The sequence below is a fragment of the Bacillus sp. AY3-1 genome, assembly GCF_008368785.1.
Classification (GTDB): Bacteria; Bacillota; Bacilli; order Bacillales; family Bacillaceae_G; genus Bacillus_A; species Bacillus_A wiedmannii.
Window position 1 is genome coordinate 212,437 of the sequence record NZ_QORZ01000016.1, and the last position, 20,206, is coordinate 232,642.

The 20,206-nt window shown below is 34.0% G+C and carries 20 protein-coding genes; 15 read left to right on the forward strand and 5 right to left on the reverse strand.

Annotation, left to right across the window (positions count from 1 at the left end; all coding sequences use genetic code 11):
- Positions 1-22 precede the first annotated feature (22 nt).
- Complete coding sequence (locus tag DN389_RS12330) at positions 23-277, reverse strand: SunI/YnzG family protein (protein WP_000900575.1); 255 nt, start codon at positions 275-277, stop codon at positions 23-25.
- A 273-nt stretch (positions 278-550) separates the two neighbouring features.
- Between DN389_RS12330 and DN389_RS12335 the strand changes: the two genes are divergently transcribed.
- From DN389_RS12335 to DN389_RS12350, 4 genes are all read left to right on the forward strand, one after another.
- Positions 551-820 carry a 2TM domain-containing protein gene (locus DN389_RS12335; RefSeq protein ID WP_149237189.1) on the forward strand — a complete coding sequence of 90 codons (270 nt, stop codon included), beginning with the start codon at positions 551-553 and terminating at the stop codon, positions 818-820.
- A gap of 338 nt (positions 821-1,158) precedes the next feature.
- On the forward strand, positions 1,159-1,998 hold the full coding sequence (locus tag DN389_RS12340) for a YitT family protein (RefSeq protein ID WP_000747488.1): 840 nt from the start codon (positions 1,159-1,161) through the stop codon (positions 1,996-1,998).
- Between the two features lie 180 nt (positions 1,999-2,178).
- Positions 2,179-2,856, forward strand: coding sequence for a response regulator transcription factor (locus DN389_RS12345; protein ID WP_000781972.1), 678 nt, complete (start codon positions 2,179-2,181; stop codon positions 2,854-2,856).
- Between the two features lies 1 nt (position 2,857).
- Positions 2,858-4,234, forward strand: coding sequence for a sensor histidine kinase (locus tag DN389_RS12350; protein WP_088122597.1), 1,377 nt, complete (start codon positions 2,858-2,860; stop codon positions 4,232-4,234).
- Positions 4,235-4,379: 145 nt separating this feature from the next.
- Here the strand turns inward: DN389_RS12350 and DN389_RS12355 are convergent, their stop codons facing one another.
- Both DN389_RS12355 and DN389_RS12360 read right to left on the reverse strand, forming a co-directional pair.
- Complete coding sequence (locus tag DN389_RS12355) at positions 4,380-5,639, reverse strand: MFS transporter (protein WP_149237190.1); 1,260 nt, start codon at positions 5,637-5,639, stop codon at positions 4,380-4,382.
- Between the two features lie 69 nt (positions 5,640-5,708).
- Positions 5,709-6,332 carry an ArsR/SmtB family transcription factor gene (locus tag DN389_RS12360; RefSeq protein WP_098190629.1) on the reverse strand — a complete coding sequence of 208 codons (624 nt, stop codon included), beginning with the start codon at positions 6,330-6,332 and terminating at the stop codon, positions 5,709-5,711.
- A gap of 185 nt (positions 6,333-6,517) precedes the next feature.
- Here DN389_RS12360 and DN389_RS12365 point away from each other — a divergent pair, with 185 nt between their 5' ends.
- The gene (locus DN389_RS12365; RefSeq protein ID WP_088063981.1) at positions 6,518-7,582 is read left to right on the forward strand and encodes an ABC transporter permease; all 1,065 of its coding nucleotides are present in this window, start codon (positions 6,518-6,520) and stop codon (positions 7,580-7,582) included.
- A complete protein-coding gene (locus DN389_RS12370) occupies positions 7,582-8,253 on the forward strand; it encodes an ABC transporter ATP-binding protein (protein ID WP_088122594.1) in 672 nt (223 codons plus the stop codon). The genes DN389_RS12365 and DN389_RS12370 overlap by 1 nt, the downstream gene beginning before the upstream one ends.
- A gap of 49 nt (positions 8,254-8,302) precedes the next feature.
- On the opposite strand, the gene DN389_RS12375 is transcribed toward DN389_RS12370, so the two are convergent.
- A complete protein-coding gene (locus DN389_RS12375) occupies positions 8,303-9,421 on the reverse strand; it encodes an LPXTG cell wall anchor domain-containing protein (RefSeq protein WP_098190628.1) in 1,119 nt (372 codons plus the stop codon).
- A gap of 150 nt (positions 9,422-9,571) precedes the next feature.
- Positions 9,572-10,138: an ATP-binding protein gene (locus DN389_RS12380; RefSeq protein ID WP_142354669.1), complete on the reverse strand. Its 567-nt coding sequence runs from the start codon at positions 10,136-10,138 to the stop codon at positions 9,572-9,574.
- Between the two features lie 214 nt (positions 10,139-10,352).
- Here DN389_RS12380 and DN389_RS12385 point away from each other — a divergent pair, with 214 nt between their 5' ends.
- The 9 genes from DN389_RS12385 (at position 10,353) to DN389_RS12425 (ending at position 20,096) form a co-directional block, all read left to right on the forward strand.
- On the forward strand, positions 10,353-11,273 hold the full coding sequence (locus DN389_RS12385; RefSeq protein ID WP_149237191.1) for a class I SAM-dependent methyltransferase: 921 nt from the start codon (positions 10,353-10,355) through the stop codon (positions 11,271-11,273).
- A 139-nt stretch (positions 11,274-11,412) separates the two neighbouring features.
- Positions 11,413-12,207, forward strand: a complete 795-nt coding sequence (locus tag DN389_RS12390) for a MerR family transcriptional regulator (RefSeq protein WP_098190716.1) — start codon at positions 11,413-11,415, stop codon at positions 12,205-12,207.
- Between the two features lie 109 nt (positions 12,208-12,316).
- Entirely contained in the window at positions 12,317-13,150 is an 834-nt protein-coding gene (locus DN389_RS12395; RefSeq protein ID WP_149237192.1) for a CPBP family intramembrane glutamic endopeptidase, read from the forward strand.
- 500 nt (positions 13,151-13,650) lie between these two features.
- A complete protein-coding gene (locus DN389_RS12400; RefSeq protein ID WP_098190625.1) occupies positions 13,651-14,640 on the forward strand; it encodes a beta-ketoacyl-ACP synthase III in 990 nt (329 codons plus the stop codon).
- Complete coding sequence (locus DN389_RS12405) at positions 14,630-15,793, forward strand: ATP-grasp domain-containing protein (RefSeq protein WP_149237193.1); 1,164 nt, start codon at positions 14,630-14,632, stop codon at positions 15,791-15,793. Before DN389_RS12400 ends, DN389_RS12405 begins: the two co-directional genes overlap by 11 nt.
- Positions 15,790-16,776 (forward strand): NAD-dependent epimerase/dehydratase family protein, encoded by a 987-nt coding sequence (locus tag DN389_RS12410; protein WP_098190624.1) that lies wholly within the window; start codon positions 15,790-15,792, stop codon positions 16,774-16,776. The genes DN389_RS12405 and DN389_RS12410 overlap by 4 nt, the downstream gene beginning before the upstream one ends.
- A complete protein-coding gene (locus DN389_RS12415) occupies positions 16,773-17,624 on the forward strand; it encodes an MBL fold metallo-hydrolase (RefSeq protein ID WP_088122587.1) in 852 nt (283 codons plus the stop codon). Before DN389_RS12410 ends, DN389_RS12415 begins: the two co-directional genes overlap by 4 nt.
- On the forward strand, positions 17,617-18,954 hold the full coding sequence (locus DN389_RS12420; RefSeq protein WP_098190623.1) for a F390 synthetase-related protein: 1,338 nt from the start codon (positions 17,617-17,619) through the stop codon (positions 18,952-18,954). The genes DN389_RS12415 and DN389_RS12420 overlap by 8 nt, the downstream gene beginning before the upstream one ends.
- Positions 18,951-20,096: a hypothetical protein gene (locus tag DN389_RS12425; RefSeq protein ID WP_149237194.1), complete on the forward strand. Its 1,146-nt coding sequence runs from the start codon at positions 18,951-18,953 to the stop codon at positions 20,094-20,096. The genes DN389_RS12420 and DN389_RS12425 overlap by 4 nt, the downstream gene beginning before the upstream one ends.
- Positions 20,097-20,206: the final 110 nt, after the last annotated feature.

Sequence of the window (20,206 nt, forward strand, 5' to 3'; positions counted from 1 at the left end):
GACAAGTGTTTTATCCTATTGCTTATGCATTGATTTTATTCAAAATTGAGACTCTATTGGTCGTAAATAATAGATAATTTTGTTTTACTGTTCTGATTAAAATCCGGTCTGTTGTAGCGTATGCTGTTCCAATTCGGATTACGTTTTCTTCTTCTACACCAGCATAGGTTTCATCTTCTGTAACTTCAATAATTTCACTTAATGGAATTTGAATCTTAGCTAGTTGCCATGAAATAATTAATTCTCCATCTGTTTTTTTGATATCGATACCTAGCATGTTACCAAAACCTTTCTGTATTAAAATATGGCTATTAATTTTATTATACAGATTTAAAGGGTTTATTTCTATTGTGAAGTTTGATTTTTCAATTTTTTCACAAGATATCGTACTACGAACAAAAAGGGTATCCACTAGCACCTGCAATCTTCCTGAAATGAAGACGATCTTTTTTATTTTGTGAATTTTTGAGAATAAGAGATTTTTGATTAGAATATGATGTTTAAATCGGAGCGAATTTAAAAAATACAATAATGAAAGAGGTGTTTATATATGGAGCAAGATGAGAATTATTTACGAGCTAAAAAAAGGGTGGAGAATTTAAAAGCATTTTACATTCATTTAACGGTTTATATACTAGTGAACTTAATGCTTTTTATTATAAATATAAGTTCTGATTCAAGTAAATTATGGTTTTTATATCCACTTGCAGGTTGGGGGATTGGTATCGTTATACACGGATTGACAACTTTTCCATTTGGGATATTCGGAAAAGAGTGGGAAGAACGAAAGATTAAAGAATATATGGAGAAAGATAAGTAAATTTATTTCTGGAATGTATGAATATAAATCCCTGGAATCAAATGTTTGATGCGAAGTCTATTCTATAGCTTCGCCTATTTGTTTTGTATTCGAAGTTTGTGCGAGTGAGTGTTCATATTCATTTTTTAGCAACAATTGCATGTGAAATCAAAACTTTATTTGTAGTACATAATAAATACAGTTGTTTTACTTTTTTTATTACATGTGGATATAGGATGAAGTTGATTTATTACCCTATATTAAAATAAAAATAAACCACTGTTCGATTTGAATATTCCACGATATAATGGTGAGAGTTTATGACAGAATAAATATTTACATAAGAAGTGAGGTACTGTATGAAAAAAAGAACGACAGACATTATTTTTATTATTATTGGTGCATTTCTTTTTGCGTTAGGTGTCAATTTGTTTGTTATCCCGAACGAGTTTGGTGAGGGTGGAGTAACTGGTATCACGATTATTACGTATTATTTATTTGAATGGTCACCAGGCTTAGTTAACTTAATTTTAAATGCGATTTTGTTAATAGCTGGTTATAAATTTTTGAATAAGATTACAACAATTTATACGATTATCGCTGTAGTTACGAACTCGCTATTTCTTCATTTAACAGAAGGTTGGACGATTGCTTCGGATGAAATGCTTGTAAATGCCATTTTCGGAGGAATATTTATTGGGTGCGGGATTGGTCTTATTATTCGCGTTGGCGGAACAACAGCAGGTACTACCATCTTAGCAAGGATGACGCATAAATATTTAGGATGGAGCATTAGCTATGGTTTACTGTTCTTCGATTTAATTGTTGCGTTTTCATCTTATTTCATCATTGGTGCAGAAAAACTGATGATAACAATTATTATGCTATATGTAGCAACGAAAGTGATGGAGTTTGTAATTGAAGGTTTAAATCCGAAGAAGGCTATTACGATTATTTCTGATAATCCAAATGAAATTGCTGGGAAGGTGACTACCTTAATGGGCAGAGGGGTTACTGTGTACTCAGGTCATGGTTATTACACGAAAACGCCGAAGGAAATTCTTTATGTTGTTATTAATAAGCAAGAAGTAGTCAAGCTAAAACGGATTGTTCAAACTACAGATCCGGCTGCGTTCATCGCTATACACGATGTTCGTGACGTATTTGGAGAAGGATTCGTTGATATTTCTAAAGCATAGAAATTACTTTTCATTAAAATAATCTTAATACTAAAACGTAAGAATCTATTTTGAATAATCTTTTTTCAAAATAGATTCTTTTTATTTATCTTAAAATGTTGGTTTGTTTTTCTTTTTCTTGCAAAAAATCCAATTGTTTCTTAAGGTAAGGATGTAGAAGGATGAACAAGAGAGGGTTTAATGAAGATGATACATATTTTATTAGCTGATGATGATAAGCATATTAGAGAGTTGTTACATTACCATTTACAAAAAGAGGGGTTTAAAGTTTTTGAAGCAGAAGATGGAAAGGTAGCGCAAGGCGTATTAGAGAAGGAAAATATTCATCTTGCGATAGTAGACATAATGATGCCGTTTGTTGATGGTTATACGTTATGTGAAGAAATCCGGAAGTATCATGATATACCGGTTATTTTATTAACTGCGAAAGATCAGTTAGTTGATAAAGAAAAAGGATTCATTTCTGGTACGGACGATTATATTGTAAAACCATTTGAGCCAGCTGAAGTCATTTTCCGTATGAAAGCTTTATTGCGCCGTTATCAAATGCTGAGTGCAGACATTATTACACTTCACGGGACGACAATTGATCGTAAAGGTGTTGAAGTAAAGTGTAACGGGCAGACGATTTTGCTTCCGCTAAAGGAATTTGAATTATTATCACAATTAGCTAGTTATCCTGGGAGAACATTTTCAAGAGAAGAGCTAATTGAATTAGTATGGGGAATGGATTTTGAAGGAGACGAACGAACGGTTGACGTTCATGTGAAGCGACTGAGAGATCGTTTCTCAAAACGAACTGATGATTTTCAAATTACGACAGTGCGCGGACTCGGTTATAAGTTGGAGCTGAAATAAGATGAAATCACTATATTCTAGATTTGTTTTTATGACAGTTGGGATCATGCTTCTTAGTAGTATTATCGGTTTTTTATTAACGAACGTATATTATCAAGTGAAGTTAAAACCGTATAATAGTGAAAAGATTTTAACGTATGCGAAAGAAGTTAAGTCATTATATGAAAAGCAAAGTGAAGGAAATCAAGAGGCGTACTTGCATTCTATCGCGAAATTAGGATATGAAATTTATATTGTCGACGACAAAAAGAATGGAAAACGTATCGGTAATGCGTTTCGTAAGACGACAATAAGTGATGATACCGTTCATAAAGTATTGAATGGCGAAACGTTTAATGGCGTTTCTACATATCCGACTCGCCTATTTATTACCGGTTTTTTCGATAATGAATTAATAAATAGTGTCGGTGTACCAGTGCAACACGGTGATAAACAATATGCTTTATTTATTCGTCCTGACATTCAGAACCAATTTGGTGAGATGCGAATTTTCTTAGCGGTATTGCTTGGGTTTATCGTTGTATTAAGTATTATTTTTATTGCGATTGCAGCAGGATATATCGTGCGTCCAATTCGTAAATTTACGAAGGCTACGCAAAAAATTGCGAGTGGTGAATATGAAATCGAATTAGACGTAAAACGAAAAGATGAAATAGGAACGTTATCTACAAGCTTTCAAAAGATGACGAAAAGTATTAAGGAACTAGATGAAATGAGACAAGAATTCGTTTCAAACGTTTCACATGAATTCCAGTCGCCGCTTTCTTCTATACAAGGTTTTTCGAAAACATTGCAAACAGAAAAGATGAGTGAAGAAGAAAGAAACCATTACTTACAAATTATTGAGGGCGAAAGTAGGCGAATGTCTAGTTTATGTAAACAGTTACTTACGCTCGCTTCTTTAGATAAAGAAGAGAAAGTGTTGCAAATAAAAGAATTCAATCTACAGAAGCAAATTAAAGACGTTATTTTTATGCTCGAATGGAAATGGCGTGAAAAAGATATCGCCGTTGAATTTGATGTGCCGGATATTACAATACAAGGTGATGAAAACTTACTTCATCAAGTATGGAGTAATATTTTTACGAATAGCATTAAGTTTTCAAACGACGGCGGAACGATTGAATTTGTTGTAGAAGAATTAGAGTCGAGCGTGATGATCTCTATATCAGACAACGGAATCGGTATGGAAAAAGAAGAAATGGATCGTATATTTGATCGTTTTTACAAAGTAGATACTGCAAGGGCAAGAAACGTAGAAGGTAGTGGTTTAGGATTATCGATTGTGCAGAAAATTGTTGAACTGCATAACGGAAACGTTTCAGTATATAGTACGAAAGGGGAAGGGACTACTGTTCAGGTGGAGCTTCCGAAATAGATGGAAGAGGCTGCTTGGGAACAGCCTCTTCTTTTTGTCATTTTTTGTCGATAAATCGATATAATCGGAAAATCGCTGATATAATTTGAGTTGCGCTGATATATTTGAAAAATCGCTGATATAAATTTCACGTACTACCTTCCTGTTATAAAGCCGCATCTTTCCCGGGCTCTACTTTAAATCGAACTTCAAAAGTATCCGCTGTAATTTCATCAGCTTTCGGCAAAGCCCGTAACTTTGGATGAAGTAGCCATACGAAAGAAATAAATAAAATCCCGATGCTAGCGAACGCGAAAATGAGTTGGCTACTAAATACATTTGCAGCATATCCACCAATTAAAGAACCGAACGGCATAGCAATTGTGCCCATACTTCGCATGACTGAGTTTATGCGTCCAATATACTGATTTGGAATTACAATTTGACTAATTGTCGCGAATAATATGTTGGTTGCACCAATTGGAATCCAGGCTAGACCGAATAAGAGAATAGACAACCACTGAAACGGTACGATCGTGGAGAGAAACCAAAAGATAGCACCAGTCGCAAAGCCAATAATAGAGACACGGCCAACATTACGTTTACCAACCCATGAACTGAATAATGCTCCAATTAAACTGCCGGCTGATATAGCGGCTAAAAAGAAGCCATATGATTTCACGCCTCCTAAAGAATCGGCGAAAGAAGGGAGTATCGCCATCGTCATACCGATTGAAAAATTAGCGACTACTGAACCGATTAAGAATACGCCCATTAATGAACGGAAGACGATCGAAAAACCTTCTTTTAAATCAGTGAAATATTGTTTAGTTGAAAGTGATGTATTGGTTTCTGCTTGCTTTGGCATTTTCAATGAAAAGAACAAAAGGGCAGTAATCGCGAATGTAATAGAGTCAATTACATATAAAGTGATTGCGCCAAGTAGTGCTACTAATATGCCAGAAAGCGTCGTGCAAATTAAATCAATGCCTTGATACGCAAATGAAAAGAGTGAATTTCCTTTTAATAGTTGTGTTTTATGAAGTAGAAGTGGTAAAGCTTTTGATTGTGCGGGATAGGCGAATTGTTCGATAAAGGCTACGATGGGCATGATGATGAGTAGTAGTTGAACTGTTAATAGATCGAAGTAGTGTGTAATAGGAATGATTAAAATAAGCATGCATTGCAAAACTTGTGTAATGACGAGGGTGTTTTTTATTGCCCATCTATCAACGAATGGGCCGGTAAGGAATTGTAATGCAGAAGGTAATAATGTAAGGAAACCAGCCAATCCAGAATAAAAAGGATTACCACTCAGCTTATATACGAGCCACATCGTAGCTACATAATATAAGCTATCTCCTATGTTTGTAAAAATTCTCCCTAAAAAAAGTAAGAGGAAATTTCGGTTTTTTAATATGTCCATTTAATCTACTCCTTTATAAAAAAATTATTCGGTAAAATAAATTTGACCGTCTATGTAAAAAAAATCGTATTACGATTTTTCTTCTTTTTTCACAAAGCGCTGCATTGCTTTTTCATCGATTTGTAGTGCAGTAGTAGAAATGTAATAAGATTTACTATTTGGATCTTTATCTGCGTCTTTTGCGATATCATTTAATTCAGCCATTAATTCATGAAATTTTTTCACCCACACTTGAAATTGTTCTGGCGTGGCATCAAACTCCCAGCAAGATGAAACGTAATTCCACTCTGCTGGGTCTTCGCTTACTTTTCGTAGTGTAAAAGCTTCTTCTGGTGCAGCGAGAATATGGCTTTTCGTTCTTTCTGTCATTTGTAAAAAGATTTGGCGACCTGATTCGCTTAATATTTCTAAATGAGGTAATAGGTCCGCGGCAGGGGTGAAGCCTCTAGCGACAGATTGATAAAACTTTTGAATGATGCCATTCTTTTCTTCTGTATAAACAATTTCTATAAAACCATTCTTTTCTAATTCTTTTAAATGATAATGAATTTTAGCCCTTGGAATGCCGAATTTATCAGATAGTAGTTGTCCTGTATAAGGACGTTCGCATAGACGCATTATCATTTCGACACGAAGTGGATCGCTTATTGCTTTTAGTTGGCTATAAGTAGTTATTGTTAACATGGGCTTCAACAAGATCAACTCCTCAAATAAAATTACTCGGTCAAGATTATTTGACTGAATTGTATCAAGGATTCTGATTATTTTCAATACTTTCCGAAAATTAAATCTTCTCCTCTGTAATCTTCTGTTCATATTCCGTTCATATTTCTTTTTTATGATAAGTGCATAGAAAGAAAGAGGAAGGAGCGAGCGAAATGTTTTTAGCTCTGCGTGAATTAAAACAATCAAAATTAAGATACGGATTAATCGGACTGATTATGGTGTTATTATCATTTTTAGTTCTTGTTATTTCAGGATTAGCAAATGGATTATCATATGATAATGCTTCATCGATTCAAAATATGGAGGCAAATAAGTTCGTTTTAGCAGATGATGCGGAAAATAAATTACTTCGTTCACAAATTAAGAAAGAAGATGTAGATAACGTAGTCAATCAAGTAGGCGACAAAGAGGCCGTTCCGTTTCGTGTGAAAGTTTCAACGTATGAAAAGAAAGATAGTTCGAAAAAAGTGGATGTTGCTATTTTCTCAAGTGAACGTGATTCATTTTTAGAACCGAACATTGTAAAAGGTGAGAAATTAGGCACAGCAAATAACGAAATGGTTGCTGATGAATCTATTAAAGAAAAAGGAATCGATATTGGGGATACAATTATTGATCCTGTTTCAAAGAAAGAATTTACAATCGTTGGATTTACGAAAGATCAAATGTTTAGCCATACACCAGTCGTTTATGTAAATGAAGACGTATGGGGATCTATTTCACAACCAAACCAAAAAGATTATAGTGCAATTGCACTGAATACAGATAAAGAAATTAAAAATGCACATGTTATCGACAAAAAAGAAGTACTGCAAAGTATTCCAGGATTTAAAGAAGAGCAAGGAACATTAACGATGATCATTGCATTCTTACTTGTTATCGCTGCGTTACTAATCGGTGTATTCTTCTACGTTATTACACTGCAAAAAACACAGCAATTAGGTGTATTAAAAGCAATCGGTACAAAGAACTCTTATTTAGCAAATAGCTTAGTCGTGCAGGCGTTATTCTTATCAGTCGTTGCGATGGTAATCAGTATTGTTCTTGTACAAGGATTAGAACAAATTTTACCAGCGGGTATGCCGTTCTTATTAACAACACCGATGATTGCACAATATGCAGCAATCTTCATCGTAATTAGTATTTTAGGAACACTTATTTCGTTATACCAAGTATTAAAAGTTGATGCATTAGAAGCGATTGGAGGCGGGATGTAATGACTTCATTATTAAAATTAGACAAAGTAAGTAAAGTGTATGGAGAAGGGAATACGGAAGTAACAGCCCTTCATCCGATGTCGCTTAATGTGAAAGCTGGAGAATTTATCGGAATCGTCGGTCCTTCTGGATCAGGGAAAAGTACGTTATTATCAATCGCGGGTGCGTTATTATCACCATCAAAAGGGGATATTTACATTCGTGAGCAAAATATTACGAAGCTATCAGAAAAGGAAATGACAGACATTCGCTTGAAAAAAATCGGCTTCATTTTCCAATTCGCGAATCTTGTTCCATATTTAAATGTAAAAGAACAATTGCTTTATATTGCGAAGTTAAAAAAGGAAAACAAACAAGAATCTGAAAAACGTGCGGATCATTTATTAGCGGCATTTGGATTAGGAGAAAGAAAAAGTCATTATCCAAATCAACTATCTGGCGGGGAAAAACAAAGGGTAGCAATCGCTCGAGCGTTCATGAACAACCCAGATTTAATATTAGCGGATGAACCAACTGCAAGCTTAGACTCAAAACGCGCACGTGAAGTTGTAGAAATGATGAAACGTGAAGTGAAAGAGAGCCAAAAAGCAGCAATTATGATTACGCATGATGAAAGAATGCTTGATGTATGTGATCGTATATTGACGCTAAGAGATGGGAAGTTAATATAAAGAAAAAAGACAATCGCACAAGTGTGCGGTTGTCTTTTTTATAATTGCTTTATTTTGAGAATAACGCTTTAATTTTATTTCGTGTAATTAATAAAACGCCGCCTAATACAGATAACATACCTAAAGCCATATTGTTTGATTGCTCACTACCAGCGTTAGGAAGTTCTCTAGCGTTATTGTTTGTGTTTGTAGTACCAGTCTTTGTTTCTGTTTGTTTTGATTGAGATACTTCATTAATTTTGTTATCTACATTTTGCTTCGTTGTATGTACCTCAGCTAATTTGTCCTCAATTTTTTTCTCAGTATGTTTAAAGTCGTTAATTTTAATATCTAAGTCTTGTTTTTTCTTTGTTAAATCATCTGAAACAGTTTGTTTCGCTTGTTTAATTTCGTTAATTTTATTTAGTAAATCTTCTCTAGCTTTTTGTAATTCAGCTAGTTTGTTTTTTACATCTTGTTTCGCTAGTTCTAAGTTAGCTGAAAGACTATCTAAATTGCCTTTAATTTTCTTAAGTTCCTCTAACGTGTTCCCAGTATTCGGCTTATTTTCTTTTAGCTCAGCAAGTTTGTCCTCAGCAGTTTGTTTCGCTTTCTTTAACTCAGCTAATTTTTCATCTACTTGTTTTTTAACTTCCTTAAGTTCATTAACCTTTTGATCAATGTTCTCTTTATGTTGCTTAATTTCATTCACTTTTTCATCGACAGTTTGTTTATGTTCTTTAATCTCATTCACTTTGTTATCGATATTTTGCTTATGTTCTTTAACTTCAGCAACTTTGTCTTCTACTTGTTTTTTATGCTCTTTAATTTCAGCGATTTTATCTTCGGCGATTTGCTTATCTTGCTGCAGTTTTGCATCTAACTCTTGTTTACGTTGTTTCATTTCGTTAATTTTTTCATCAGCAACTTGTTTACGCTCATGTAGTTCATTAACCTTCGTATCAACATTTTCCTTAACTTGGTTAAGTTCATTCAATGTTTGATCCACGTTTTCTTTGTGCTGCTGCAATTTCGCATCTAACTCTTGTCTATGTTGCTTAATTTCAGCTAATCGATCTCCCGTACTTTGCTGAGGAGTAGCATCAGTTACTTCCGCATGAGCAGAGTTTGCGCCAGCAATCATTGCTAAAGCTAGTGTAGACGCAGCGATTGTTTGTTTTGTTTTCATATTTTTATACCTCTTTTCTTTCATATGCATGAGCTGTTTTGTGTAAAATTGAGCATATAGAAGTAGATTATCTTATCATTATATACCATGTACGATGTCTAGAGGAAGTATTTGCATAATAATCTATCATTATGTAATGCTTATAGTCTATTATTTTTGGGTAGGGGAGAGATCTTTAGCTAGATGAACAATTTCTTCTATAGTAGAGTTTACATCCTTACGATTACGAATAACAAACAAATAATCAGCCTCGTTTTCTATAGGATCTACCACATCTTGATATAGTGATTCAGACTGTTGTCGATCAAGTACTTCTTTGAAACTAGAATAACTACCTCTAAAAATATTGGTACTTCGCGTGCTTCGAGCCACTCTTTCATAAAGTATATCATCTGGAATATCAAAATGAACGAGTATGCGTACATATTCATTTTGTGGAAATAATTCGTTTAGTAAATATAACCTTCCGTTTTTACTGCGATTGGAGTTACTAATAATAAGGTGTAAATTTGTATGTTCTTTCGCATAATCAACAATGAATTTCGAAAGACCATGTTTAAATGTATTAGGGCCCTCATTTGGTTGTAGTTTTTCATAATACGTGTTAATGAATTCAGCTTGGTTATCTTGATCCATAACGAAAGAGTGGGGTAACTTTTTTTCTAGTTCTTTAGCAAATGTAGTTTTTCCTACGGTAATGATCACTAATCGTTTCATATTGGCCTCCATATGTATTGTTATCATTTGGGGTATTCGGTGTGAATCGACAATTTTCCTGCCAGAGAATATACAAAGAATTGGAGTGATAGTAGGCTGAAAACTTGACAAAAAAACTTATTTATGCTATAATTTACCGATATAAAAATAAAGTGTATAATAGGGTTCTCCTGGCCAGGGGAACCCTATTTTTGTTGTGAAAATGAAGGAGTGTATGTGCGTGAAAAAAGGTGAAGCGAGTGTAACGTCGCTAGTATCAGCTTTCGGAAGGGCGTACCATAGTGAATTTGATAGTCCTAAAATCTTTGATGATTATGTAGCTAAAGATTTTATTTCACAAAAAGAACGTAACGATATTGAAACGAATATGGTTCAAGGGATCCATTTTTTCAATACAGACATTGCAGAAAAGTTTCAAGACAATCCACAAGAAATATTAAAATGGATTACACAAGTTCAATTATCACCAACACCTTTGGCACGTGCGGCATATTGTGAAAGAGTATTACTACATGAAATTGCATTAGGTGCAAAGCAATACGTCATACTCGGTGCAGGCTTAGACACATTTAGTTTTAGACACCGAGAGTTAGAAAATAAAATAGAAATATTTGAAGTGGATCATCCTTCTACGCAAGCGTTTAAAATACAAAGAGTGAAAGAAGCAGAGTATGAAATGCCAAGCAATCTTCATTTTGTTTCGATGGATTTCACTACAGATTTCTCGAGGCAAACATTAGTAAATGAAGGATTTGAAAATAAAAAGACTTTCTTTAGCCTATTAGGTGTTACGTACTATTTAACGAAAGAGGAGCTTTCTAGTTTAATAGAAAATTTATTCGAGATGTTTCCAGTGGGGAGCTCTATCGTATTCGATTATCCGGATGAAAACTTATTTACAGAAAAAGGATTGTCCAATCGAGTTGAAAATATGGTGAAAATGGCTGCAGTAGGCGGAGAACCGATGAAATCGTGTTTTTCTTATGCTGAAATGGAAGCACTGTTAGAGAAGGTAGGCTTACTCATTTATGAGCACTTATCACCAGAGGATATTCATACATTATATTTTGAAGGACGAAACGATTATTTAAAAGCTTTTGAGACGGTGCATTATGTGCATGCGGTGAAGAAGTAAGGAATTAGTAGGCATGGGGAGGAATCTCTGTGTCTTTTTTTATGAAAAAAGATATGACTGTTGGAAGGAGAATTCGATAGTTCACAGAATATGCAGTATGAATGTAAAAGATGAAGTAGCAATGATAAAGGAGAACGTAATGTATACAATTGGACAAGTTGCTAAATTTTTAGATGTATCTAGAGATACTTTGAAGTTTTATGAGGAAAAAGATTTGGTCAAGCCGAAGCAAAATATTGAGAATGGGTATAGAAAATATAATAATTTTGATATATATGATATAACAACGGTCAATTTCTATAGGGAAATGGATATCGAAATAAAAAAAATTCAGGAATTAAGAAAAAGTAAGAGTATAGAGGGAATAAAATCATTGTTGGAAGAGAAAGAACAAGAAGTTTTAGAAGAGATAGAATATAAAAAGCTTCTTTTAAAAAAGGTTCAAATTGTACAAGAAGATTGTGAAAAAATAAAGAAATTTTTAGGGAAATACGTAATAAAAGAAATGAAACCTTTAGAAGTAAACGGAGAAATAGAGCATTTTACTGCGTATGATGAATATGAATCTTTGAAAAAGAATACGGATAGTTTAAAAAAAGCAGTTACTTTAACATCTTTACGAAGAGTTATAAGTTTTAATAAAGAAGGTATTATAGAAGATAAATTTATAATCGTAAGAAAAGTAGAAGACTTTGATAAAGAATTAGAAGGGGAAATTCTATCGCATCCAAAATGTATTTATACTGTTATTGAAGATGGAAGGTGGGCAACTGGTGGGGAAAGTATTGATCATAATGTGGAATCCAGTTTAAGAAAAGCAGCGATAGAACAAGGGTATGAACTTTTTGGTCTAGTGTATATAAATATATTACTTACCACATATGAAGAGGAACTTGAACGTATATTTTTAGAAATTTATGCACCTGTAAAATAATGCAGACATGTATTGACCTGTGAGTAACCCCCAGGTTTAAGCTGAAAGTATCTGTAAATATAAATACTATTATGTTTACGAAATACTTAGTTTGAAATGGGGATTGTGCATGAATAGAGAAAAGAAACTAACAAAACCAGTAGCGAGTTTTATTGTATTAACCAATATCATTTTTTTGCCGCTTTTCTTGCTTGTAGGTGCTATAAGTATGTTGGAATTTCCTACATGGATCTTTGAGGTAATGTTTTGTATATCGTCTTGGTCCTCAACTTTTGCTTTTGCCGTACTATTTAAAAAAATCTATCCAGGGCAGAGCTTTATACAATTTGTAAAAGACAAGTTCAAAAATAAACTTAAAGTTTCTGTAATACTTGTTGTGAGTGTGATTCAAACTTTCATATTTTTAATGATTTTATTTGTCGTGTCTAAAAATAGTGAAATAGACTCTATTTTTACTGTCACTTCACGGGGAATGCTAATCTATTTCTTTGTTAAAAACTTTCTTGCGGGGCCATTGGGAGAAGAGATAGGATGGAGAGGTTTTGCGCAAATTGAACTCCAAAAGAGGCATTCACCATTAATAGCTTCGCTAATTATAGGGTTTTGGTGGGGAATGTGGCACCTACCTATTTGGTTTACTACAGGATTTGTAGGCATGGACCTAATTAAATATATTCTATTTTTTATGATCTCTATCATATCTATAAAAATCGTTATGACTGCATTTTATAATTTAAATCAGAATTTAATTATCCCAATCATCATTCATCAATTTTTTAATTTCTTTATTGGTATTATAAAAGGAAACTTAATCGATTTAATTATGTATAACGCGATTTTTTATTTAGTAGTTGCAGTTTTTCTGATTATTATAAATCCAAAGAGGGCTCTGTATGGAGCGGAAAATATAAATAGCAGGAATGGAAAGTATTATAGGGCATAGTGATGCATTTATGAAAGACAAGGAAAGCAAATTTAGTGATGGTAGATATGTTTGTTTTATGCAGTATCACTTAAAGCTCCGCCAATTTAATTATATAAATTATTTTTTTATGGAAACAAAAAGGGAAAAGAAGATGTTGAAATGAGTTGTATGTACACTCCATATGTGTATATTTGCTGCTCAATAAACTACCATCTCACGTAAATTTATACCACATTTTCACTTTTATTTACAAAAAATACTATTAAATATTTTCGGATAATTGTTATAATATAATTAAATTGATATAAAAGTTTTTTCTAGATTGTGTATTTGAAGAATTCTCATGCAAAAAGAGCAAGTTCTCAAGTAGAGAGCTTGCTCTTTTTTGAAGAGAAATATGATTAGAAGTACATAAGGGGATAGCAGGATTTTATAAAAATACTTTCTGTATGTATCCACAACAATGTTTAGATGTAAAGGATTTTTAAATTTATAAAAAGATTAAGAGGCGATAGAGAATGAAAAGATATATTAGTATAAAAGGAATTGGCACATATCTTCCAAAACGAAAGGTAGATTCTTTTGAAATAGATCGTATGCTACATGTGCCAGAAGGATGGACATTAAAAAAAGCTGGGGTAAAAACAAGATATTTTGTTGATGGGGAAACGTCTTCTTATATGGGTGCAGAAGCTGCAAAAAAAGCTGTAGAAGATGCTAAGTTAACTTGGGATGATATCGATTGTATTATTTGCGGAAGCGGAACGATTCAACAAGCGATTCCTTCTACAGCATCACTTATTCAAGAACAGCTCGGGCTACAGCATTCTGGTATTCCATGTTTTGATATCAATTCAACATGTCTAAGTTTCATAACAGCACTTGATACAATTTCGTACGCAATGGAATGCGGGAGATACAAAAATGTTGTTATCATTTCTTCTGAAATTTCTTCTGTCGGATTAAATTGGGGACAAAATGAAAGCAGCATTTTATTCGGTGACGGTGCGGCAGCTGTTGTCATAACAAAAGGCGATCATACATCTTCTATTATTGCTTCCCATATGGAAACATATAGCTCTGGTGCGCATTTATCAGAAATTCGTGGCGGTGGAACGATGATTCATCCTCGCGAGTATAGTGAGGAACGAAAAGAAGACTTCTTGTTCGATATGAATGGAAGAGCCATTTTTAAACTATCTTCTAAGTATTTGTTGAAGTTTATCGACAAGCTACTTATAGATACTGGTTATACTCTAGCCGATATTGATTTAATTGTTCCTCACCAAGCGAGTGGACCAGCTATGAGACTCATTCGTAAAAAATTAGGTGTTGATGAAGAGCGCTTTATGACCATTTTTGAAGACTACGGTAATATGATTTCCGCATCTATTCCAGTCGCTCTTTTCGAGGCGATTAAGCAAAAGAAAGTGCAACGTGGAAATAAAATACTATTATTAGGTACTTCTGCAGGACTTTCAATCGGGGGCATCCTTCTTGAATACTAAGAAAACAGTATTAATTACAGGGGCACGTGCACCAGCAACTTTGCATGTATGCAGACTGTTTCATAACGCTGGACATACCGTTATTATTGCAGATAGTATTCCTTATCCATTAAGTAAAGTTTCAAAGAGTACGGATTACTTTTATGAAATTCCTTCTCCAAAGTGGAAAACAAAAGAAAGTATCCGTGCGCTACTATCCATTATTAAACGTCATAATGTGGATTTGCTTATTCCTACTTGTGAAGAAGTGTTTTATATATCTAAATATAGAGAAGAATTAAGCGCATTTTGCCATGTATTAGTAGATGATTTTCAAAAGCTATCATTACTGCATAATAAGTGGGAATTTATTCAGTTCGTAGCGAATTTAGGGTGGCAAGTACCTGCAACATATAGAATAGATGATGAAGAAGCGATACGTTCAATGATACATAAAACACCAGCTTATACTCCTTTTGTACGAAAACCGATTTTTTCCCGGTTTTCTGATAAAGTGGAATTTATTACAAAAGAGGATGCTCTAAAAGAAAGCATGATAGATAAGTCGAATTATATTATGCAAGAGTTTATACGAGGGACGCAGCATTGTTCCTATAGTATTGCACAATCTGGGGAAGTATTAGCTCACTCTACGTATAAAACGGAATTCACGGCAGGCTTAGGTGCTACCATTGCGTTTCAGCATATGAATCATCCTAAAATTGATCAGTTTGTGAGACATATTGTAAAAGAGCTAAATTTCTCAGGACAAATTGCTTTTGATTTTATCGTTACAGAGGATGGAGATGCGATTCCGATTGAATGTAATCCACGTACTACAAGTGGATTACATTTATTCGATGAGGAAATATTGCCGGCCTTCTTTCATGAAAAGGTAAACAATACACTCATTCCAAGACCAAACTCTGAGTGTGCAATTCGGTTAGCGATGGTTCTATATGGATTTCCTTATTTAAAAAGTAAACAAAAACGTAAGCGATGGTTAAAAGTTTTATGCTCTTATCCAGATATCATTTATCGTCACAATGATTGGAAACCATTTTTTTATCAGTTTTTTAGCATGTATAAATTGTGGCGTGAAAGTTATAAACAGGAACGGACTATTTTAGAGCAAACAACATATGACATATCTTGGGATGGTGAAGATTTATGAAAATGCTAGTAACTGGTGGAACGGGCTTTCTAGGACAAAAACTCGCCTTTCGACTGAAAAATATGGGCTATGAAGTAACGGCAACGGGAAGAAATAAAACAATCGGTAAGGTATTAGAACAAAATGGAATTGAGTTTGTTCATTGTCCTCTTGAAGACAGGGATCGTGTGCTACAAGTTTGTAAAGGTAAAGATTACATCTTTCATAGCGGCGCACTTTCTTCCCCTTGGGGCAAATATGAAGATTTTTATAATGCGAATGTGTTAGGAACGAAACATATTATCGAGGGGTGTCAAAAGTACGGTATAAAACGCCTGATCCACGTATCAACACCAAGTATTTATTTCTATTATGATGAGCGACAAAATGTAGTTGAAAACGCAAAACTTCCTGATACATTTGTAAATCATTATGCAACAACGAAGCACATGGCTGAACAAGCTATTGATCAAGCTTTCGCGCATGGTTTACCAGTTATCACAATACGCCCGCGCGCTTTATTCGGACCAGGAGATAATGCGATTCTTCCGCGTCTTATTAAAGTATGTGAAAAGGGTGCTTTACCGAGAATTGGTACTGAAGATGTTCTTGTTGATATTACGTATGTTGAGAATGTTGTAGATGCTTTACTTCTTTGTATGCATTCCCCAAAACATACATTAGGGCAAAAGTACAATATAACAAATGACGAGCGTGTAAATTTATATGAGGTTATAGAAAATGTAATGAAGCGTCTTGATAAGGAAGTAAAATATAAAAAAATTTCCTACAAAACCGCTTTTTCACTAGCTGCTATACTAGAAGGAATCTCAAAAACTATTTTATTCGGAAAAGAACCTATTCTCACAAAATATACTGTTAGTGTCCTTTCAAAAAGCCAGACATTAAATATTGATAAAGCTAAAGAAGAACTAGGATATGCTCCAAAGATCAGTATAGAAGAAGGAATTACAAAATTTGTAGACTGGTGGAAAATACAATGAAAATCAAATCTTTAAAGCTATATGATACAGGATATTGCACACATCCAGAAAAAATTGCATACTCCAAGGGCAGTTGGAAACAAATATGCTTTCCTGCTACAGTAGGGTTACTCGAGCATCCAGTATTAGGATATATTTTATTTGATACTGGATATGCGGGACATTTTAAAGAGGCGACAAAAAAATTCCCTTACTCTGTATATGCAAAACTTACGCCTGTTCATTTTACGGAAGAGCAATCTATTAAACAGCAACTTCTTCTTGATGGTATTCAGCCAGAAGAAATTAAATATATTATTCTTTCTCATTTTCATGGCGATCATACAGCTGGTTTACCTGATTTTCCAAAAGCGAAAATATTAACCTTCGCAAAAGCTTATGAGGATATTAAAAAGAGAAGTAAATTTGGTGCTCTATTAAAAGGGTGTCTAAAAGATACACTGCCGGTGGATTTAGAGAAGAGGATGTCATTCATTGATCAAACTCCACCGCAAAACTTACCTTCTACATATGGAAAGTTTGAAGAGGGGTATGATGTATTTGATGATGGCTCATTATTTGCTGTTGACTTAACAGGACATGCAACGGGACAATTCGGTTTATTCGTCCATTTACAGAGTGAAAAAATTGTTTTTCTTTGTGCAGACGCAGTGTGGCTAAGTAAAACGTATCAAAACCTTGTATTTCCTAGTAAGATTGCCAACCTTTTAACGAGCGATCCAAAATCTTACCGAAAGAATATTGAGAAGTTACACCATTTATCACAAACATCACCTGAGATTGAAATTGTACCAACTCATTGTGAACATACATGGGATAAAATTAAAGCAGGGGTGTATTATGAATAAACTTCGAATTCTCAAGCAATACTTGAAAACAAAATATGGCTCGAGATTTTCAAATCGTGAACAGTTGGAACAGTTTCATAAACAACAAATAGAAAAACATCTTTTATTCACGATAGAGGCGTCTCCTTTTTATCGCCAGTTATATACGCCGTTTTCAAATGAAATTCAAAAGGGGAATTTGGCTGCGCTCCCTATTATAGATAAAGAAGTAATGATGGAACATTTTGATACATTAAATACAGCCCATATTTCAAAGGAAGAAGCGTTTCATGTAGCATTTGAAGCAGAAAAGACCCGGAATTTCTCACCAACCATTCGTAATATAACTGTTGGTTTATCATCAGGAACTAGTGGAAATCGTGGGGTTTTTCTCGTTTCTGAGGAAGAACAAACGTTGTGGGCTGGATCGATTATTGGAAAGGTGCTTCCTTCTAGCATTCTACATAAACACACGATTGCGTTTTTCTTACGTGCAAATAGCAATTTATATGAAGCGACAAAAAATAAGCGAATCTCATTTCATTTTTTTGATTTACTAGATTCGTTTCAGCAGCATATCATGCGATTAAATGAAATACAGCCCTCTATTTTAATTGCACCCCCGTCTATGTTACGGAACATTGCTGACTGGCAACAAGAAGGACTCATTACGATTTGTCCCCAAAAAATTATCTCTGTAGCAGAAGTGCTTGAAGATATTGATAGAGAGTTTATTTGTGCAACTTTTAAGCAAACAGTACACCAAGTTTACCAATGTACAGAAGGTTTTCTTGCTACCACCTGCAAGCAGGGGACGTTACACATTAATGAAGATCTCGTTCATATTGAAAAAGAATACTTAGATCAAGAGAAAGGGATATTCGTTCCCATTATTACTGATTTCATGAGGAAAACACAGCCGATTATACGCTATCGTCTCAATGACATATTAATTGAGAAGAAAACGCCTTGCAGCTGTGGTTCACCTTTTTTAGCGTTAGAACGAATTGATGGTCGATGTGACGATATATTTATTGGAATAAGTGAATTGGATAATAAAGAAATATCTATTTTTCCAGATTTCATTAGAAGAGCAATTTTGTTTGCATCTAGTGACATTCAAGAATTTAAAGTAATACAGCATAGCGTAGACAAAATTGAAATTAAACTTAAAGCACTACCTGAAAATCTGGAATTATGTCAATCAAATGTAATGAAAGAGTTACATACACTATGGTCTACTAAAAAGTGTGCCATACCACAGTTCTTCTTTTCACATTACGATATTCAAGTATATGATAAAAAATTAAAAAGAATAGAAAGTCTTGTAAGGCATGGTGAACATAAATGATTCAGTTACATGATGTTCATTCTTTGCATAGTATTGATTGGGAATCCAAAAAAGATGGGGCATATGTGCGAGATAGTTTCCTGCCTCTTTTTCAAAAGGGCGTTACAGCATGTATTGAAAATGTTAACACGGAGCTCTTTCTATTAGAAATCGATGATCTCATCTTGCCAGTTACTCTTAATAACGCAGAGTTCGAAAATTCATATGTATGTTCTCCTTATACACATTACGTATCTTATGCGTTAGAAGAGCTATGGGAGTTGAAAAAGCCATGGCTAGAGAAGCTATTAACCTATCCGATTCATCTTATGGGAAGTTGGCTACGACGAACGAATATTAATAAAGTAATTGTCGTAAATAATTGGATGCTTTCAACAAACCTTTATCACTCTATCAGCGAACAACAAATCGAACAAATAACAAATCTATTTGTTGAGAAATTTCCAGAGCATACAATTCTATTTCGCTCTTTAAATAACGAATTATATCCCGTAACGACAGAAGCACTATCTACAGTAGGTTACAAGAAAATTATGTCTCGTTCTATATACTTATTTGATCCGAAACACTATAAAAAAATGAATCGAAAAAAACGAAAAGACTTATTAAACGATAAAAGCTTATTAGAGAAAAGCAATTATGAAATCATTACGAATGAAGAATTAACAAAGGAGGATATTTTACAAATTTCCCATTTATACAACCAACTATATATCGAAAAATATTCCGCCCATAACCCAATGTTTACACCAGCTTATTTATGGAATGCTCTTCAGCATCGTTTATTTGAGATAAAGGCCATAAAAAAAGGGGATACAATTGATGGTGTTATTGCTTATTTTATTCGGGATGGAGTTATGACAACGCCGATCCTTGGCTATAATACAAACTCTGACCAGCAACAAGGTTTATACCGTATACTTTCCCTCCTTATTACAATGGATTCTATCGAAAAGAATTTAATTTGCCATTGTAGTGCTGGGGCTGGAGAGTTCAAACGAAATCGTGGTGCAACACAGCAAATTGAATACAGTTATGTATATAACAATCATCTACCACCTAGCCAACAAAAGGTATGGAAAGTATTAATGTGGATATTAAATACATATATAGAACCGATGGCAAAAAAACATCGCTTTTAAACAAAAAGACTTTTATGATTGCTTGTTACCTGGAACTCTTTATTTAAGTGTAGCTGCACTACCTACGTTATGGAGTTTATATAGTATATTTTTAATAATTTATTTTATAT

Coding starts and splice junctions, on each gene's coding strand:
- DN389_RS12390 (WP_098190716.1), top strand. CDS start 11,413: ATGTATACAATTGGACAAGTTGCTAAATTTTTAGATGTATCTAGAGAT.
- DN389_RS12420 (WP_098190623.1), top strand. CDS start 17,617: ATGAATAAACTTCGAATTCTCAAGCAATACTTGAAAACAAAATATGGC.
- DN389_RS12395 (WP_149237192.1), top strand. CDS start 12,317: ATGAATAGAGAAAAGAAACTAACAAAACCAGTAGCGAGTTTTATTGTA.
- DN389_RS12350 (WP_088122597.1), top strand. CDS start 2,858: ATGAAATCACTATATTCTAGATTTGTTTTTATGACAGTTGGGATCATG.
- DN389_RS12345 (WP_000781972.1), top strand. CDS start 2,179: ATGAAGATGATACATATTTTATTAGCTGATGATGATAAGCATATTAGA.
- DN389_RS12415 (WP_088122587.1), top strand. CDS start 16,773: ATGAAAATCAAATCTTTAAAGCTATATGATACAGGATATTGCACACAT.
- DN389_RS12330 (WP_000900575.1), bottom strand. CDS start 277: ATGCTAGGTATCGATATCAAAAAAACAGATGGAGAATTAATTATTTCA.
- DN389_RS12385 (WP_149237191.1), top strand. CDS start 10,353: ATGTGCGTGAAAAAAGGTGAAGCGAGTGTAACGTCGCTAGTATCAGCT.
- DN389_RS12365 (WP_088063981.1), top strand. CDS start 6,518: ATGTTTTTAGCTCTGCGTGAATTAAAACAATCAAAATTAAGATACGGA.
- DN389_RS12355 (WP_149237190.1), bottom strand. CDS start 5,639: ATGGACATATTAAAAAACCGAAATTTCCTCTTACTTTTTTTAGGGAGA.
- DN389_RS12410 (WP_098190624.1), top strand. CDS start 15,790: ATGAAAATGCTAGTAACTGGTGGAACGGGCTTTCTAGGACAAAAACTC.
- DN389_RS12400 (WP_098190625.1), top strand. CDS start 13,651: ATGAAAAGATATATTAGTATAAAAGGAATTGGCACATATCTTCCAAAA.
- DN389_RS12375 (WP_098190628.1), bottom strand. CDS start 9,421: ATGAAAACAAAACAAACAATCGCTGCGTCTACACTAGCTTTAGCAATG.
- DN389_RS12380 (WP_142354669.1), bottom strand. CDS start 10,138: ATGAAACGATTAGTGATCATTACCGTAGGAAAAACTACATTTGCTAAA.
- DN389_RS12425 (WP_149237194.1), top strand. CDS start 18,951: ATGATTCAGTTACATGATGTTCATTCTTTGCATAGTATTGATTGGGAA.
- DN389_RS12340 (WP_000747488.1), top strand. CDS start 1,159: ATGAAAAAAAGAACGACAGACATTATTTTTATTATTATTGGTGCATTT.
- DN389_RS12335 (WP_149237189.1), top strand. CDS start 551: ATGGAGCAAGATGAGAATTATTTACGAGCTAAAAAAAGGGTGGAGAAT.
- DN389_RS12370 (WP_088122594.1), top strand. CDS start 7,582: ATGACTTCATTATTAAAATTAGACAAAGTAAGTAAAGTGTATGGAGAA.